Source organism: Maribacter aquivivus (genome assembly GCF_900142175.1).
Lineage (GTDB): Bacteria > Bacteroidota > Bacteroidia > Flavobacteriales > Flavobacteriaceae > Maribacter > Maribacter aquivivus.
This window is the reverse complement of sequence record NZ_FQZX01000001.1, coordinates 1,569,434-1,586,509: the sequence shown is the minus strand read 5'-3', so window position 1 is coordinate 1,586,509 and position 17,076 is coordinate 1,569,434. Positions and strand designations below refer to the sequence as shown.

Genomic DNA, 17,076 nt, shown 5'->3' with positions numbered 1-17,076 from the left:
TTACAAATTTTTGAGCGCGAGTTTAATTATATTCTCGACACTTAGAGAAGCATCTTGACTAAGCACTTTATCGACAACCCTCTCTGATTGTTTACGTGCGAAGCCTAGAACTTCTAAAGCAGATAACGCTTCATCTTTATTTGTATTGTTTATACTTAGTGAAAGTTCATCTATATCGTAAACTTTTAATACCTTATCTCTAAGATCCAAAATTACACGTTGTGCGGTTTTGGCTCCTATACCTTTTACGGCCTGTATTGATGCAACATCTCCGTTAGCAATGGCATCTCTTACCTGAGAAGGAGACATAGATGAAAGCATGGTTCTGGCTATACTTGATCCAATACCTGAAACAGATAGCAATAATCGGAATATTTCACGTTCAGATTTTTCTACAAACCCAAACAGCGTGTGAGAATCTTCCTTCACTTGAAGGTGCGTAAAAACTGAGATGTTTTCTTGCTCTGGCAGCTTTGAAAAAGTGTTTAAAGAAATATTTACAAAATAGCCCACACCACCACATTCGATAATAACATGAGTTGGGTTCTTCTCTACTAGTTTTCCTCTTAAGTGATGTATCATGGTTTTTTAAAATTAAAAAGGGAAAGAAGTATGTCTACCAATTTCCCTATTTGAGTTATTATTTAATTAAATATTATTTTGAACCTTTAGCTTTCTTGCGCTTTTCGCGCTCTTGAGCATCAATTACAGCAACAGCCGCCATGTTTACTATTTCGTCTACACTAGCACCTAATTGCATAATATGAACCGCTTTTCTTAAACCGACCATAATCGGACCTATAGACTCTGAACTGTTCAGCTCCTTTAAAAGTTTATAGGTAATATTCGCCGATTCTAAATTCGGAAAGATTAAAGTGTTAACTTTTCTACCAGCTAGTTTAGAAAATGGGAACTTACTCTCATGAAGTTCTCTGTTTAAAGCAAAATCCATTTGTATTTCACCATCAACCACCAAATCAGGCTTGGTCTCATGAAGAATATGAACAGCTTCTTTAACTTTTCTAGCATTAGGATGCGTTGAAGACCCAAAGTTAGCATAGCTTAACATTGCCAATACAGGATCAAAACCAAAATTAGAAGCAACGTTTGCTGTCATTTGCGCAATATCAGCAAGTTCTTCTGCATTTGGCTCTATGTTAATAGAGGTATCCGCTAAAAATAATGGACCTCTATCGGTAATCATAATATTTACGGTTGCCACTTTTTTAACTCCACTTGCTCTACCAATAACTTCTAAAATTGGTTTTACTACCGTAGGATAAGCTCTTGAATAACCAGAGATCATTCCGTCTGCATCACCTTCAAGAACCATCATCGAACCAAAATAATTACGCTCACGCATTTTTATTTTTGCACTGTAAAAAGTTACACCGCTTCGTTTACGACTTTCCCAATATTTTGTAGCATAGCGAATATGACGTTCATCGAATTCTTTTGAGATAGGATCAATAATCACCAAATCAGCATCGAACTCCAACTCTTTCTTCAATTCAAGAATAATATCTTTTCTACCCAAAAGAATAGGAATAGCAATACCTTCTTCATGAACTATTTGTGCCGCTTTTAAAACATCTAAATGATCAGCTTCAGCAAATACTATTCTTTTAGCATTACTACGTGCTCTACCATGCAACAATCGAACAACTTTATTATCGTTACCTGAACGAAGCATAAGCTCTTCTCTATATTTATCCCAATCATCAATCGGAGCTTTGGCTACACCACTCTCCATAGCCGCTTTAGCAACAGCAGGTGGTATTTCATATATTAATCGCTGATCAAAAGGCTTAGGTATAATATACTCTTTACCAAAAGTTAATCTTGTTTCACCGTATGCAATATTCACTTGCTCAGGCACAGGTTGTCTTGTTAAATCTGCCAAAGCTTTTACTGCTGCCATCTTCATAGCCTCATTTATAGCAGTAGCCCTAACATCTAAAGCACCTCTAAATATGAACGGAAAACCAAGCACGTTATTTACTTGATTAGGATGATCAGATCTTCCCGTTGCCATTATAATATCTTTTCTGGTAGCAACTGCTAAATCATAAGCTATCTCTGGATCCGGATTTGCCATTGCAAAGACAATAGGGTTCTCAGCCATTGAGAGTAACATATTCGGAGTTACTACATTTGCTATAGATAAACCAACAAATACATCGGCATCAACCATAGCTTCATCAAGCGTGTTTATTTTTCTATCGGTAGCAAATTCCTTCTTTGCTGGCGATAAGTTATCAGCATCTTTTCTAATGACACCCTTACTATCAAGCATTACTATATTCTCTGCCTTTGCACCAAATGCTTTATACAATTTAGTACATGAAACAGCCGCAGCACCTGCACCACTGATAACGATGCGTACATCGTCCATTTTCTTATTAGAAATCTCTAAAGCATTTAATAAAGCAGCTGCAGAAATTATAGCAGTACCATGTTGATCATCATGCATTACAGGAATATCTAACTCCTCTTTTAATCTGCGTTCAATTTCAAAAGCTTCTGGGGCTTTTATATCTTCAAGATTAATTCCACCAAAAGTTGGGGCAATCATCTTTACAGTTTCAATAAACTTATCTACATCTTCTGTATCCACTTCAATATCAATACCATCGATATCAGCGAAAATCTTAAAAAGAAGACCTTTACCTTCCATTACAGGTTTTGATGCCTCAGGACCAATATTTCCTAATCCTAATACAGCAGTACCATTAGAAATAATGGCAACTAAATTACCTTTAGAGGTATATTTATATGCGTTTTCTTTATCCTTTGCTATTTCTAAGCATGGCTCTGCCACACCAGGCGAGTAAGCCAGAGCAAGATCACGTTGTGTACTATATGGTTTTGTTGGAACTATTTTTATCTTACCAGGCTGTGGTTTTGCATGATAAATAAGTGCTTCTCTTCTTAGCTTTTCATTGCTCATACTCTTCTATTTAAAAAAACAAATTTAAAGGTATTCTGTAAGAAAGCGTTAAGCAGATCCGTATTTATGTAAACAAAATATATTGTTCTATTTTATATGCTCAAAGTAGCATATAAAATTACAATTCAGACACCTTCTCTTTATTTGTCACATTAAGACGTAATGCTAAAAAACCAGAGATTGCAAAAAATGCTCCAGCAAACAACATGGCGTTAATAGCATTGTTACCAAGCAAATATTTATAAATAGGTCCGAATGTCAGCGTCTCAATACCCATAGGAATTACGATCATCATATTTAAGATACCCATATAAACACCACGTCTTTCTTGCGGAACTACTTTTGACACCATAGTATAAGGAATACCCATCATTGCCGCCCAACCAATACCAAAAAGAACCATTGGCACCAGAACCAAAATCGGATCAGTGATATACGGTATAGTAAATAATGAAATAGCGGTACCGAACAAGCTTAATGCATATATTTTTTTGCCACCAAATTTCAATGTTAAAGGCACTAACGCCAAAGCAACCACCATGGTAACTATATTATAAGTTAAACTCATTTGTGCAGATTGAGAAGCAGCCTCACCTGTAGAGTAGCCCATTGTCAATTTAAACAGCGGTGTAGTATATTGCCAGTAAATAAATAGAGCATACCACTGAAATAAATATACAGCCCCAACTCTCCACATGAATTTGGGCATTTTCTTTATAGATTCTGCAATTTCCTTAAAAGGCAAAGCAATACGCTCAGTTAACGGTTTAGCTTTTGCAGTATTAATCGCATTCAACTCTTCTGATGAAGGCGGAATTTCCGGAGTTTTTAAAACTGAATAAAGGATAGTTGTAATAGAAAGAATTGCACCAATATAAAATGAGTAGTACAACCAAGTAGGTATCGTTCCAGCAACTTCAACAGATTCACCTCCAAATAAATATTGGAATAGTACTATAGATCCATTTGCTAAAAGTATCCCTGCACCCACAAACAAACTTTGCATTTGATAACCCAAACTTAATTGTTTCTCAGGAAGCTTATCACCAACAAAAGCCCTATAAGGCTCCATTGCCATATTATTACCTACATCAAGGATCCAAAGTAAACCAACGGCAAACCATAAAACGGGACTCGTTGGGAAGGCGAATAAACATAAACTACCCAAAATTGCCCCAATCAAGAAAAAAGGCTTTCTTCTACCCCATCGTTCTGACCATGTTTTATCTGAAATAGCTCCAATTATAGGCTGTACAATTAATCCTGTTACAGGACCAGCAATATTTAAAATAGGAAGCATATCTTCTGGCGCACCTAGGTATAAGAAAATAGGATTAATAGCGGTTTGCTGTAATCCGAAGCTATACTGGATTCCTAAAAACCCAACATTCATATTAAATATCTGCCAGAAACTAAGACTAGGTTTATTGAATTTCATGTACGAGATCTGTTATTTAATTGGTGATACATTTTAGTACATTCTCACAAAACCTATGGTATTATTTCGGAAAATGTAATTTTGAACGACTACCAATATAATATAATTAAGATTGTTCTAGTACATTACTATTCAGAAAAACCAACGAAAACGATTGAGAAGTTTCAATTATTTCAAAAACTCAATATTTCTTGTGAGTCCGTCAAACTTAGTTCTCTTCACAGCAGATTTCTTGAACACCTTTTGAAAGACATCGACAGTTATTTCTTCCCAGTCTTTTTTAGTCATACTAAGCAGGTCTGGGTTCGGGTTAAATAATGGTTCCTTATGTGGTTTCGAGAAACGATTCCAAGGGCAAACATCTTGGCAAACATCACAGCCAAACATCCAATCATCAAAAGAGCCTTTCATTTCGTTTGGAAGTTCATTTTTCAACTCAATCGTAAAATAAGAAATACACTTACTACCATCTACCACGTAAGGATCAACAATTGCTTGTGTTGGGCATGCATCTATACAAGCGGTACAGGTACCGCAATGATCTGTTACCGCATTATCATATTCTAATTCTAAATCAACTATCAACTCTGCTATAAAGTAAAAAGAACCTACTTGTTGTGTCAGTAGATTGCTATTCTTACCTATCCACCCTAAACCACTTTTCGCTGCCCAAGCTTTATCTAAAACCGGCGCAGAATCTACAAAAGCGCGACCATTGACCTCACCTATTTCCTCAGTAATAAATTCTTGTAACTGTCTTAATTTTGTTTTGATGATATGGTGATAATCCTGACCATAGGCATATTTAGAAATCTTGTAAGAATCATCAGTTTGTGTTTCCTCTGGATAGTAATTTAATAGTAGAGAAATAACCGATTTTGAACCTTCGACCAATAATCTCGGATCTAACCTTTTATCGAAATGATTCGCCATATAGCTCATTTCGCCATTCATATTTTTATTAAGCCATTTTTCTAATCTAGGAGCTTCTTCTTCTAAAAAATCTGATTTGGATATGCCGCATGATAAAAAACCGAGGCGTTTGGCTTCGGTTTTAATACTATTTGTCCACTTAGATTTTATGTCTATACTCAAAATAAACCAGGTTGAATTCCTCCTTTTATTCTTCCTAAGTGTTTGTAAGCCAATTCGGTTACTTCACGTCCACGAGGAGTTCTCATAATAAACCCTTGCTGAATTAAAAAGGGCTCATAAACTTCTTCAATAGTTTCTGCACTTTCGGAAACAGCTGTTGCCAAAGTACTAATACCTACAGGTCCGCCTTTAAATTTATCAATTATCGTGGTCAGTATTTTATTATCCATTTCATCTAACCCATGAGCATCTACATTTAATGCCTTTAAGCTGAATTTAGAAATTTCCATATCTATAGAACCATTTCCTTTTATCTCTGCAAAATCACGCACTCTTCTTAATAGCGCATTACATATTCTAGGTGTTCCCCTACTTCTACCGGCAATTTCTATAGCTGCATCTAGAGTAATGGGTACACGTAAAATTTCTGCACTACGTTCAACAATAGTCGAAAGCAATTCGGTAGAATAATATTGTAATCTACTTTGAATACCAAAACGAGCACGCATTGGCGCAGTCAATAATCCAGAACGGGTGGTAGCACCAATCAAAGTAAACGGATTCAAATTTATTTGAACAGACCGCGCATTTGGTCCAGATTCTAGCATGATATCAATCTTATAATCTTCCATTGCAGAATATAAATATTCTTCTACAATAGGGCTTAATCTGTGAATTTCATCAATGAACAGAACATCTCGCTCATCTAAGTTGGTTAAGAGTCCGGCTAAATCGCCAGGTTTATCCAAAACAGGACCTGAAGTAATCTTAATCCCTACACCCAATTCATTTGCAAGAATATTTGCCAACGTAGTTTTACCCAAACCGGGAGGACCATGAAACAAGGTATGATCCAATGCCTCTCCTCTTCTATTTGCAGCTTCCACAAAAACCTTAAGGTTTTCAAGCACTTGTTCTTGACCTGTAAAATCGTCAAAATTTATGGGTCTTAATGCTCTTTCAATGTCTAGTTCCTCATTAGAGAAACCATCAGTAGATGGGTCTAAATACTCGTTCATACACTAACAAAGATAGACAAACACGAGATAACTTTACTCGGAAACTAATAGCTAATTGAATTTATCAGAATACCTAAATGAAGCGTTAAATACATATAAGAAATCTAACTAAAAATTGTAATTTCATGGCATGACAAAAGAAAATTACACTGCACAAGTTTTACAATATATTCCGGTCTTTTATATAATCTGGTCAGATGACCTATTGTCGGCATCAGAATTAAATGTAATTGAGAATGCTATTTCTAACGATAGCACATTATCTGGCGATGATAAAAAACAACTTAAAGCATGGATGAATGTCAAAAATCCACCAAAAAACGAGTTATTTAAGTCTTGGAAACAATTGATTATTAATAGCAATGTAAAGTTGGTAGAACATGAAACATATCCCCTAACGGCATTCAGCCAAAAAGTAGCATCGCATTATCATAATGACATCTTGTTCAATAATCAAATTAAAGAGATTGAAATAAACTTGGGCATTCAACCCAATCATTACAATCACTTATTTGACGTACATATAGACTTAGAAAAAAAGTCTTCACAATATTCAGCACAAGTTATAGACTCCATCTTAAAAGGAAAACATGCAGAAGCTATAGATTCTTTTAGATCTTCTGTACTTAACGACCCAATTTTTTCATGGGAAGTTCACCGTAACAAAGAAGAATTTCGAAATCATGTTTTAAAACAAGTAGAATTTCTAGCGGATAAAGGATATGGCGCAATGGCGTACCCAAAAGAATATGGCGGCACCAATGATATGGAAGGCTATGCTACCATTTTTGAAAATATGATGTGGGCAGACGGAAGCTTAGCTATAAAATTTGGCGTACAATTTGGCTTGTTCGGAGGAAGCATTCAAAAACTGGGAACCAAAAAACACCATGATAAATATTTAACCGATACAGGGAAAGCTGAATTACTAGGATGCTTTGCCATGACAGAAACAGGACACGGGTCTAATGTTCGCGGAATAAAAACTACAGCAACCTACAATAAGAAAACAGAAACTATTGTCATACATACCCCTGGAAAAAATGACAATAAAGAATATATTGGCAATGCTATTCATTCAAAAATGGCATCTGTATTTGCCCAACTCATTATTAATGGCAAAAATGAAGGCGTTCATGCGATTCTAGTACCACTTAGAAATGAAAAGCATGAGCTACTACCAGGTATAAGAGTTGAAGACAACGGTTATAAACTTGGTCTAAATGGTGTTGATAATGGGAAGATTTGGTTTAATCAAGTTGAAGTACCAAAAGAAAATTTACTAAACAAGTACGGAACCATTTTAGGTAATGGAGAATACTATTCAGAAATTAAAAATCCGAACAAACGATTCTTTACCATGCTGGGTACTTTAGTAGGTGGTAGAATTTGTGTTGCGAGAGCAGGTTTAGGCGGAGCCAAATATGCGCTAACCGTAGCTATCAAACATGCTTTAAAAAGAAGACAATTCAATGATAGTGTAAAAATACAAGAAGACTTATTGATGGATTATCCATCACATCAATTACGTCTAACTCCGCTGGTCGCAAGTGCATATGTATATCACATTACATTAGATAAAATGATGACGCTTTACTGCGATGAAACTCAACCAGACAAAAGACAAGTTGAAACACAGGTGGCAGGTCTTAAATCTATTATTACCTGGTATGCTAACGATGCTATTCAAGAATGTCGTGAAGCCTGTGGCGGAAAAGGCTATCTGTTAGAAAACAGAATTGCAGATCTAAAAGGCGATGTAGATATATTCACCACCTTTGAAGGCGACAACAATGTACTCTTACAACTAGCAGCTAAAGGCGTACTTTCAGATTTTAAAGCTGAATTTAATAGCGCAGGCTTTTCAACGGTATTAAAATTGTTAAGCTCTCAACTAAGTGATAAGCTTTCTACCATAAATCCGCTATACACGAACAAGACAGATAAAGACCATTTATACAATCCAAAGTTTCATGTTCATGCCTTTGAGCATAGAACAAGAAGACTTACCTATACAATTGCTATGCGCATTAGGGGATATATTAAAAAAGGTATTCCGTCTTATCAAGCATTTTTAAAGGTTCAAACTCATTTAATGACTCTAGGCAAGGCATATAGTGCCGAACTGGCTTATAAATCATTTATAGAGCATACAAGCACAATTACTGACCCAGAATACAAAGAACTATTTGAAAAATTAGGAACTTTATACGCACTTTCCGAAATAAGAAAAGATGCTTCTTGGTATTTAGAACAAGGCTACATTAGTGGAACCAAGTCAAAAGCTATACGCCAACGTGTTGAACGTCTATGTACCGAGCTAAGACCACATTTAAATAGTCTTGTAGATGGTTTTGGCATACCTAATCATTTAATGACAGCACCTATAGCGAATTAGTTTCGCTCCTTTTCTAATCGCGAGGTATCTAGAAAGTCTAGAATGGTAATTTGTGGTTCACCATATAATTTTGTTCTAGTACCTCCTTTTGAACTAAGTTGTAAAGTTTTTAATGCTCTGACTTCAATATCTGGCGAATCTTCAGTAATTAGAAGCACATAGTTAGCTTGCAGGTCAGCTGCTTTTAAAGAGCTATTACCGTACATTTTCGCCATTAAGTAATCTGCATTACCCTCTACTTTCGCTGAAGCATTTTTATACATGTAAATATTGTTGCTGGCTCCTGTACTATACAATTTTACATCTATTCTATCCTTTAAGGTTATATTCAATGAATCACTTGCTAAATTAAAATCACCAGAACTTATTTCTTCCATTGTAATATCCATAATATCTGCAGTAGCGTTTAATTCTAACCTAGAAGTACCAAAAGTTTGTACTCTTAGACGATTGGTAGAAATAACATCTTTCATGCTAATTTTACCATTGAGCATTTTTATACTACTTAATTCTTGAAAGAAAATAGTGATTTCTAGTTTCTTCTTTGATGTGATATTATAGAATGATGATATTTTAAGAACACCATCATCTACTTTGAACTTAAGAACATCCAATAAATTATCATCTAGCTCCAAAGCATAACCTTCAGTAGTAGATTTCTGAATCACGATATCCAAATCATCTACTAATTCAATCGCTGTAAAAGGTTCTAAATCTTCTCTTACTTCAATGACATTTTTATTCCCTTTTATCTTTGGTTTACGTTGAGAGAAACCATTAACTGAAATAAATAATACAATAACAAGTAGGGTGAACTTTTTCATAATTTAAACTTCTATTTAAAAATTGAAGGTATTTAATTTTATGTAATAATAAAACAACTTAGCAATATCTTAAGAAGATTGCAAAAAAAAGCCCAACTATTACTAGTTGGGCTCTTATATAAATTATTGAAGGTTAATGACTCATTTCTTCTTCATTTTCCTGTAGCGGTATATGCTGAGGAATGTAATCTTGACCTGGAATGTAATATTCTCCATTCTCATCAACTTTACTATAATCATAAGACCATCTATGAACCTCTGGTATTGGACCTGCCCAGTTACCATGAATATGCTTCTGTTCCGCAGTCCATTCTAACGTATTAGATTTCCAAGGGTTAACTGGACCAACCTTACCATAGAATACACTATAAATAAAGTTTGCAACGAACACTAATTGAGCAGCACCTGCAATAATAGCAAATACGGTCATTAATACTTGTATATCTGCTAGTTCATCAAACATTGGAAACGCCGTGTTTTCATAATATCTTCTTGGTACGCCTGCCATACCAACAAAATGCATTGGAAAGAATACACCATAAGCAGCTACCGCAGTTACCCAAAAATGCACATAACCTAGATTTTTATTTAAAAGTTTTCCTTCGAACATTACAGGGAACCAATGGTAAACACCAGCAAACAAACCATATAATGCAGAGATACCCATTACTAAGTGGAAGTGAGCAATTACGAAATAGGTATCATGAACATTTATATCCAATGTACTATCTCCTAAAACAATACCTGTTAAACCACCTGTTATGAATGTAGATACAAAGCCAATGCTAAATAGCATTGCAGGATTTAATTGCAAATTACCTTTCCAGAGTGTTGTAATCCAGTTAAATGCTTTTACCGCTGAAGGTATCGCAATTAATAAAGTTGTAAATGTAAATACAGATCCTAAAAATGGATTCATACCAGAAATGAACATATGGTGACCCCAAACAATCGTTGAAAGAAAAGCAATTGCAAGTATGGAAGCAATCATAGCACGGTAACCAAAAATAGGTTTACGCGCACTAGTAGCCATAATCTCAGATACTAATCCCATTGCTGGTAAAATCACAATATAAACCTCCGGGTGTCCTAAGAACCAGAATAAATGTTCAAATAATACTGGCGAACCACCTTGATAATGTAAAACCTCACCTTGAATAAATATATCTGAAAGGAAGAAAGAAGTACCAAAACTTCTATCCATAATCAGTAATAATGCTGCAGACAATAAAACTGGGAAAGAAACTACCCCAATAATAGCTGTTACAAAGAAAGCCCATATAGTTAAAGGCAATCTTGTCATTGACATTCCTTTAGTTCTTAAGTTTATAACCGTTACTATGTAGTTCAAAGATCCAATAAGAGATGATGCAATGAAAATCGCCATTGAACTCAACCATAAAGTCATACCTAAACCAGAACCAGGTTGTGCCATTGGTAATGCACTTAAAGGTGGATAAATTGTCCATCCAGCTGCTGCCGGACCTGCTTCAACAAATAATGAAATAACCATTACAACCGCTGAAACAAAGAACAACCAGAATGATACCATATTAAGGAAACCAGATGCCATATCTCGAGCACCAATTTGCAACGGAATCAATAAGTTACTAAACGTACCACTTAAACCTGCTGTAAGTACAAAGAATACCATGATAGTACCATGCATTGTTACTAAAGCTAAATAAACATCAGCATCCATAACTCCACCTGGAGCCCATTTTCCTAAAAGAGCCTCAAATATTGGAAATGCCTCACCTGGCCACGCCAATTGCATTCTAAATAATAATGACATTGCAATACCAATAAAACCCATTATCAATACACCCGTTATAAGGTATTGTTTGGCAATCATTTTATGGTCTTGGCTAAAGATATACTTTGTTACAAAAGTTTCTTTATGATGATGTCCATGATCGTCGTGTGCGTGATCATCTACATGTGCATGTGCTGTTGCTGACATAATCGTAATCTTATTTATATTAATTTTCTTATTATAGCTTTGTTGACTTGAGTATAAAACTACTCTCCTATTGAAACTGAACTTACAGTATTAAATGCAGGACTAGTTTCATCCTTCATTACCGTCTCAGCAAATGTTGACTGACCTTTCATCCATTCATTGTACTCCTCTTCAGTTTCTACAATTATCTTCATCTGCATATTGTAATGTGATTTTCCACAAATCTTATTACAAAGCAAGATATAATCAAATTCCCAAGGATCAATCGCCTCTCCTGTTCTAACAGCTTTCTCTGCACGAAGTTTATTAGTTCTCTTCACCTTATCCACTACATCTTCATTCATTCTCATTTCTTCAGTTGTGTAAATCGGTGTAAACGAGAATTCAGTAATCATACCTGGTACACAGTTCATCTGTGCTCTAAAGTGAGGCATATAAGCAGAGTGCAATACATCTTGAGAACGCATTTTAAAATTCACTTTTCTACCTACCGGCAAATGCAATTCTTTAACAATAACATCGTCATGCCCATAAGTATCAGATTCATCCAAACCTAACACATTTGCTTTATCTATATCGATCATTCTAACGTTAGCACCACCTAAAACATTATCTCCACCACCATATCTAGCAGTCCAGTTAAATTGCTGTGCATATAACTCCACTATAATTGGGTCATCTTCATCATTAACATCCATAATGGTTGTCCATGTGTATAATCCCCAAAGTATAAGACCGGCTAGTACAATTACAGGTATGATTGTCCAGATGAACTCTAAACGATCATTATCAGCGTAAAACAATGCTTTCTGACCTTTCTGACCAGAATACTTATAACCGAAATAATGTAATAATGCCTGTGTTAATGTCTGTACTATAAATATAATAACCATTGATACTAACATCAAGCTATCATACTCTTCACCATGAGCAGAACCAGCTTCAGGTAGTAAAAATTTACCGTACTTCCAGAAACTGAAAATTGTAATTCCGTAGATGAATACCAAGAATGCGAATAACATGTATCCGTTATTCTTATTATCGCTATCCGTTGCTATTTGGTGCTGTTCTGTTTTAAGCTGAGATAATTCAAATATTTTAGTCAATTGCCAAATGGCAATGGCTACAAGAACAAGTACAGCTAAAGTTAATAATGTCGTCATTGTATATATAAATGTTATACTTACTTAATTACTAGTAATGAAAGTGTCTACTTTCTTCAATAAAAGGATTTCTTTTTGGTTGCAGCGGTTGTGTTGAAATCGCTCTGAATATCCAGAATATAAATAGACCTGCAAAAAATAATACAGAACCAATTTCAGGAATACCAATAAACCAGTTATCACCAACTGTAGATGGCATAATGGCATTAAAGATATCCATATAGTGACCTGCAAGGATTACTATACCTGTTAAAATTACGAACCAATTGATTCTCTTATAATCACTATTCATTAATAATAGAACAGGGAACAAGAAGTTCATAGCCACCATACCAAAGAAAGGTAATCTATAGTCAGCAATTCTAGTTACGTAATACGTTACCTCTTCAGGTATGTTAGAATACCAAATTAACATGAATTGAGAGAACCATAGGTATGTCCAAAAGATACTAATACCGAACATGAATTTAGCCAAATCATGAATATGACTATTATTAACGTCTGGCAAATGACCTTTAGATTTCAAGTAGATTGTAACCATCGCGATAACAGTAATACCAGATACGAACATGCTAGCAAAAATGTACCATCCAAACAATGTACTAAACCAATGTGGCTCAACACTCATAATCCAATCCCAAGACATAATAGACTCAGATATAAGATAGAATACTAAGAAACCAGCAGATATTCTAAAGTTCAATTTAAAGTTTGAATTATCATCTGAGGCATCTTGAGCAATAGATAATTTTCTAGAGTATTCTCTATATCCAATCCAACCTGCTAAAAATATAGCTGCTCTAATTAAGAAAAATGTAGGATTTAAATATCCCGCTTTACCTTGAAGTAAAGCATCATGAGCAACCACTGTTTCATCCATCCAAATAAACAAGTGGTTCATATGAAGTACAGAAAGAAGCAATATCACAAATACGATAATTCCACCAGGAACCAAGTAAGAAGTAATCCCTTCCATTACTCTAAATAACAATGGAGACCAACCTGCCTGTGCAGCACGTTGTATAGCATAAAAAGCCAACACCCCTAATGATATCATAAAAAAGAAGAATGCTGCAACATATAATGCCGCCCAAGGTCTATTCTGTAATTGATCTAACAAATGCTGATCATGAGAAGAATCGTGTTCTTCTCCATGAGCTTCAGCAACTGCATGATCATTTTCTTTCGTTACATGTTCAGCCTCTACTCCATGGGCATCACCATGACCTCCGTCATGACTTGCAACCATTTCTTTCGCCTCTGCTATAGTTCCAGGAGCCATAACAAATCCTCCAAGAATTCCTAATGCACCTACTATCATTAGAACGAAGGAAGCTATTTTAAGTCTATTTGAAAACGTATACATAGTATTGTTTACCTATTATTTGGTTAAATCTTGTTTCAGTGTCATTACATACTCAGATACTTGCCACATCTCTTCAGTATTCATTTGAGATGCATAAGACCCCATTGAATTCAATCCATAATGAATTGTATAATATGTAGATCCTACTGTCAAGTTTCTTACTGGATCAGCATAACTAGGTACTCCTAATATCTTCTCCCTTTTTACAAGTGTTCCTTTACCATCACCTTTATCACCGTGACAAATTGCACAGTAAATGGTATATAGTTGACCACCTTTAGCCAAGTTAGTTTCAACATTTATTGAATCTAATGGACTACTTTGTAATCTTGATAACTCTTTCCCTTCAGGTGAATTTTCAATTTCGTAAGGTAACCAACCTCTATTAATAGTATTCGCAGGTGGCAACATTGCCTCTGATTGATTTGGCAATAAGTCTGCCTCACCATAAGTCTCATAACCAACAGACTCATACATATTAGGCATGTACTGATAATTCCGAGAACCTTTACTCTGACATGAAGTCACTACGATTGCTAAACCGAATAGTATTGCTAATTTCTTAAAACTGTTCATATTTAATGACTGTTTTTTTCTGAAACATTAATTTCTACTGCACCAGTATCAATTAATAAATCTCTTAATTCTTGCTCGTTGTCATGGATTTCAATCTCCATTAAAAAATGATCATCCGTAGTTCTAACATCAGGATTTTCAGCTTCTTTAAAAGGCCATAATCTACTTCTTAGATAAAAAGTAATAACCATTAAGTGAGCTGCAAAGAAAACCGTTAATTCGAACATAATAGGCACAAATGCAGGCATATTCTCAAGATAACTAAAGCTTGGCTTACCGCCAATATCTTGAGGCCAATCTTCTATCATGATATAATTCATCATAAGAGTTGCCACGGTAATACCAACACAACCATATAAAAAAGCTGTAATCGCCAATCTTGTTGGAGCTAACCCCATTGCTTTGTCTAATCCGTGTACAGGAAAAGGACAATATACCTCTTCAATATGAAGCTTTGCTGCTTTAACCCTTTTAACGGCAAGCATTAGCACATCATCATCATCGTAAAAAGCGTGTATAACTTTAGATGCCATATTTATCTTTTGTTATTTAATAAAATTGCTGCTTGCCCTGCCCAGTCATCACGTTGCGCTCTTCCTGGAAAAGAACCTGTAATAGAGTCTAACAAATTGTATTCACTCTCGGTCATTCTAGCTACTTGAGCAAATGTGTAAATTCCTATTTCGTTTAGAGTAGCCTCCATTTGAGGACCGATACCTTTAACTTTTTTCAAATTATCAGCTTCTTGTGTGGTTGCATCAAATGTACCCACTGCACTTAACAGATCAGAAACCCCTATTTTATCTCCTACCGCAGGCACTACTTCACCCATTAAAACATCATCGGTAATTGGCTCCTTAACTTCTGCTTTTAACTTTGTAATTTGATACATTGGCTTTCCAGAGTCTCTTAATGTTTTATACTTCTCACCTGATGCTTTCAAGATAGACTTAACTTCTGCCTGTGCAATTACAGGGAATGTTCTAGCATATAATAAGAACAATACAAAGAAGAAACCTATAGTACCAATAAAGATACCGATATCAACAAATGTTGGTGAGAACATTGTCCAAGAAGATGGAAGGTAATCTCTATGTAAAGAAGTTACAATAATCACGAATCTTTCGAACCACATTCCTATGTTTACCACAATAGAAATAAAGAAAGAGAACATGATACTAGTTCTTAATTTTTTGAACCACATGAATTGTGGAGAGAATACGTTACAAGTCATCATTGACCAGTAAGCCCACCAGTAAGGTCCGGTTGCCCTGTTCAAGAATGCATACTGCTCGTATTCAACACCTGAGTACCATGCCATGAATAGCTCCGTAATATAGGCACAACCTACAATAGAACCTGTTAGCATGATTACGATATTCATTAATTCAATATGCTGAATAGTTATGTAATTTTCTAAATGACACACCTTTCTCATTATAATCAATAATGTGTTCACCATTGCGAAACCAGAGAAGATTGCCCCAGCAACGAAGTACGGTGGAAAGATAGTTGTATGCCAACCTGGTATTACCGAGGTAGCAAAATCAAAAGATACAATGGTGTGTACTGATAATACCAAAGGTGTTGCAAGACCTGCAAGAACCAATGACACTTCTTCGAATCGTTGCCAATCTTTAGCGCGACCAGTCCAACCGAAACTTAACAAACTATATATCTTCTTTTGAAAAGGTAAAACAGCTCTATCACGAATCATCGCAAAATCAGGAAGAAGACCTGTCCACCAGAACACTAAAGAAACAGATAGATACGTTGAAATCGCAAATACATCCCAAAGAAGTGGTGAATTAAAGTTTACCCATAATGAACCAAATTGATTTGGAATTGGAAGTACCCAATACGCTAACCAAGGACGACCCATGTGAATAATTGGAAACAAACCTGCTTGAACAACAGAGAAAATTGTCATTGCCTCTGCAGAACGGTTAATAGCCATTCTCCATTTCTGACGGAATAACAATAGTACTGCTGAAATTAATGTACCGGCGTGACCGATACCTACCCACCAAACGAAGTTGGTAATATCCCAAGCCCAGTTTACAGTTTTGTTAAGACCCCAAGTACCGATACCGGTAGAGACCGTATAAATAATACAACCTACTCCCCAAAGAAATGCCACTAAGGCAATGGAAAAAACTATCCACCAGTGCTTGTTTGCTCTTCCTTCTACTGGAGCGGCAATATCCACAGTTACATCGTGGTAGCCTTTGTTCCCAATAACTAGGGGTTTACGTATAGGTGCTTCGTAATGCGACGCCATAGA

The 17,076-nt window shown here is 35.6% G+C and carries 13 protein-coding genes; 1 reads left to right on the top strand and 12 read right to left on the bottom strand.

The window, feature by feature from the left end:
* From ruvA to ruvB, 5 genes are all read right to left on the bottom strand, one after another.
* Nucleotides 1-582, bottom strand: a complete 582-nt coding sequence (gene ruvA / locus BUC31_RS06630) for a Holliday junction branch migration protein RuvA (protein WP_073242374.1) — start codon at nucleotides 580-582, stop codon at nucleotides 1-3.
* 73 nt (nucleotides 583-655) lie between these two features.
* Nucleotides 656-2,950, bottom strand: coding sequence for an NADP-dependent malic enzyme (locus BUC31_RS06625; RefSeq protein WP_073242372.1), 2,295 nt, complete (start codon nucleotides 2,948-2,950; stop codon nucleotides 656-658).
* A 118-nt stretch (nucleotides 2,951-3,068) separates the two neighbouring features.
* Entirely contained in the window at nucleotides 3,069-4,388 is a 1,320-nt protein-coding gene (locus BUC31_RS06620; RefSeq protein ID WP_073242370.1) for an MFS transporter, read from the bottom strand.
* A 168-nt stretch (nucleotides 4,389-4,556) separates the two neighbouring features.
* Entirely contained in the window at nucleotides 4,557-5,477 is a 921-nt protein-coding gene (gene queG, locus BUC31_RS06615) for a tRNA epoxyqueuosine(34) reductase QueG (protein WP_073243796.1), read from the bottom strand.
* A 2-nt stretch (nucleotides 5,478-5,479) separates the two neighbouring features.
* A complete protein-coding gene (gene ruvB / locus BUC31_RS06610; RefSeq protein WP_073242368.1) occupies nucleotides 5,480-6,502 on the bottom strand; it encodes a Holliday junction branch migration DNA helicase RuvB in 1,023 nt (340 codons plus the stop codon).
* 130 nt (nucleotides 6,503-6,632) lie between these two features.
* Here ruvB and BUC31_RS06605 point away from each other — a divergent pair, with 130 nt between their 5' ends.
* Nucleotides 6,633-8,900 (top strand): acyl-CoA dehydrogenase family protein, encoded by a 2,268-nt coding sequence (locus BUC31_RS06605; protein ID WP_073242366.1) that lies wholly within the window; start codon nucleotides 6,633-6,635, stop codon nucleotides 8,898-8,900.
* Here BUC31_RS06605 and BUC31_RS06600 read toward each other — a convergent pair.
* The 7 genes from BUC31_RS06600 to nrfD all read right to left on the bottom strand — a co-directional run bounded on the left by BUC31_RS06600 (nucleotide 8,897) and on the right by nrfD (nucleotide 17,073).
* Nucleotides 8,897-9,724 carry a GIN domain-containing protein gene (locus BUC31_RS06600; RefSeq protein ID WP_073242364.1) on the bottom strand — a complete coding sequence of 276 codons (828 nt, stop codon included), beginning with the start codon at nucleotides 9,722-9,724 and terminating at the stop codon, nucleotides 8,897-8,899. The two genes, BUC31_RS06605 and BUC31_RS06600, sit on opposite strands and share 4 nt — an antisense overlap.
* A gap of 133 nt (nucleotides 9,725-9,857) precedes the next feature.
* Nucleotides 9,858-11,687 carry a cytochrome c oxidase subunit I gene (locus tag BUC31_RS06595; RefSeq protein ID WP_073242362.1) on the bottom strand — a complete coding sequence of 610 codons (1,830 nt, stop codon included), beginning with the start codon at nucleotides 11,685-11,687 and terminating at the stop codon, nucleotides 9,858-9,860.
* Nucleotides 11,688-11,746: 59 nt separating this feature from the next.
* Nucleotides 11,747-12,850 (bottom strand): cytochrome c oxidase subunit II, encoded by a 1,104-nt coding sequence (locus BUC31_RS06590; RefSeq protein WP_073242360.1) that lies wholly within the window; start codon nucleotides 12,848-12,850, stop codon nucleotides 11,747-11,749.
* Between the two features lie 31 nt (nucleotides 12,851-12,881).
* Entirely contained in the window at nucleotides 12,882-14,216 is a 1,335-nt protein-coding gene (locus BUC31_RS06585; RefSeq protein WP_073242358.1) for a quinol:cytochrome C oxidoreductase, read from the bottom strand.
* Between the two features lie 15 nt (nucleotides 14,217-14,231).
* The gene (locus BUC31_RS06580) at nucleotides 14,232-14,792 is read right to left on the bottom strand and encodes a c-type cytochrome (RefSeq protein WP_073242356.1); all 561 of its coding nucleotides are present in this window, start codon (nucleotides 14,790-14,792) and stop codon (nucleotides 14,232-14,234) included.
* A gap of 2 nt (nucleotides 14,793-14,794) precedes the next feature.
* On the bottom strand, nucleotides 14,795-15,325 hold the full coding sequence (locus tag BUC31_RS06575; RefSeq protein WP_073242355.1) for a DUF3341 domain-containing protein: 531 nt from the start codon (nucleotides 15,323-15,325) through the stop codon (nucleotides 14,795-14,797).
* A 2-nt stretch (nucleotides 15,326-15,327) separates the two neighbouring features.
* On the bottom strand, nucleotides 15,328-17,073 hold the full coding sequence (gene nrfD, locus BUC31_RS06570) for an NrfD/PsrC family molybdoenzyme membrane anchor subunit (RefSeq protein WP_073242353.1): 1,746 nt from the start codon (nucleotides 17,071-17,073) through the stop codon (nucleotides 15,328-15,330).
* Between the last annotated feature and the right edge of the window lie 3 nt (nucleotides 17,074-17,076).

What these genes read in the sequence shown, in the direction of transcription:
- nrfD (WP_073242353.1), bottom strand. Translation starts at nt 17,073, where the DNA reads ATGGCGTCGCATTACGAAGCACCTATACGTAAACCCCTAGTTATTGGG.
- BUC31_RS06575 (WP_073242355.1), bottom strand. Translation starts at nt 15,325, where the DNA reads ATGGCATCTAAAGTTATACACGCTTTTTACGATGATGATGATGTGCTA.
- ruvA (WP_073242374.1), bottom strand. Translation starts at nt 582, where the DNA reads ATGATACATCACTTAAGAGGAAAACTAGTAGAGAAGAACCCAACTCAT.
- BUC31_RS06595 (WP_073242362.1), bottom strand. Translation starts at nt 11,687, where the DNA reads ATGTCAGCAACAGCACATGCACATGTAGATGATCACGCACACGACGAT.
- BUC31_RS06625 (WP_073242372.1), bottom strand. Translation starts at nt 2,950, where the DNA reads ATGAGCAATGAAAAGCTAAGAAGAGAAGCACTTATTTATCATGCAAAA.
- BUC31_RS06620 (WP_073242370.1), bottom strand. Translation starts at nt 4,388, where the DNA reads ATGAAATTCAATAAACCTAGTCTTAGTTTCTGGCAGATATTTAATATG.
- BUC31_RS06590 (WP_073242360.1), bottom strand. Translation starts at nt 12,850, where the DNA reads ATGACGACATTATTAACTTTAGCTGTACTTGTTCTTGTAGCCATTGCC.
- ruvB (WP_073242368.1), bottom strand. Translation starts at nt 6,502, where the DNA reads ATGAACGAGTATTTAGACCCATCTACTGATGGTTTCTCTAATGAGGAA.
- BUC31_RS06605 (WP_073242366.1), top strand. Translation starts at nt 6,633, where the DNA reads ATGACAAAAGAAAATTACACTGCACAAGTTTTACAATATATTCCGGTC.
- BUC31_RS06600 (WP_073242364.1), bottom strand. Translation starts at nt 9,724, where the DNA reads ATGAAAAAGTTCACCCTACTTGTTATTGTATTATTTATTTCAGTTAAT.
- BUC31_RS06585 (WP_073242358.1), bottom strand. Translation starts at nt 14,216, where the DNA reads ATGTATACGTTTTCAAATAGACTTAAAATAGCTTCCTTCGTTCTAATG.
- BUC31_RS06580 (WP_073242356.1), bottom strand. Translation starts at nt 14,792, where the DNA reads ATGAACAGTTTTAAGAAATTAGCAATACTATTCGGTTTAGCAATCGTA.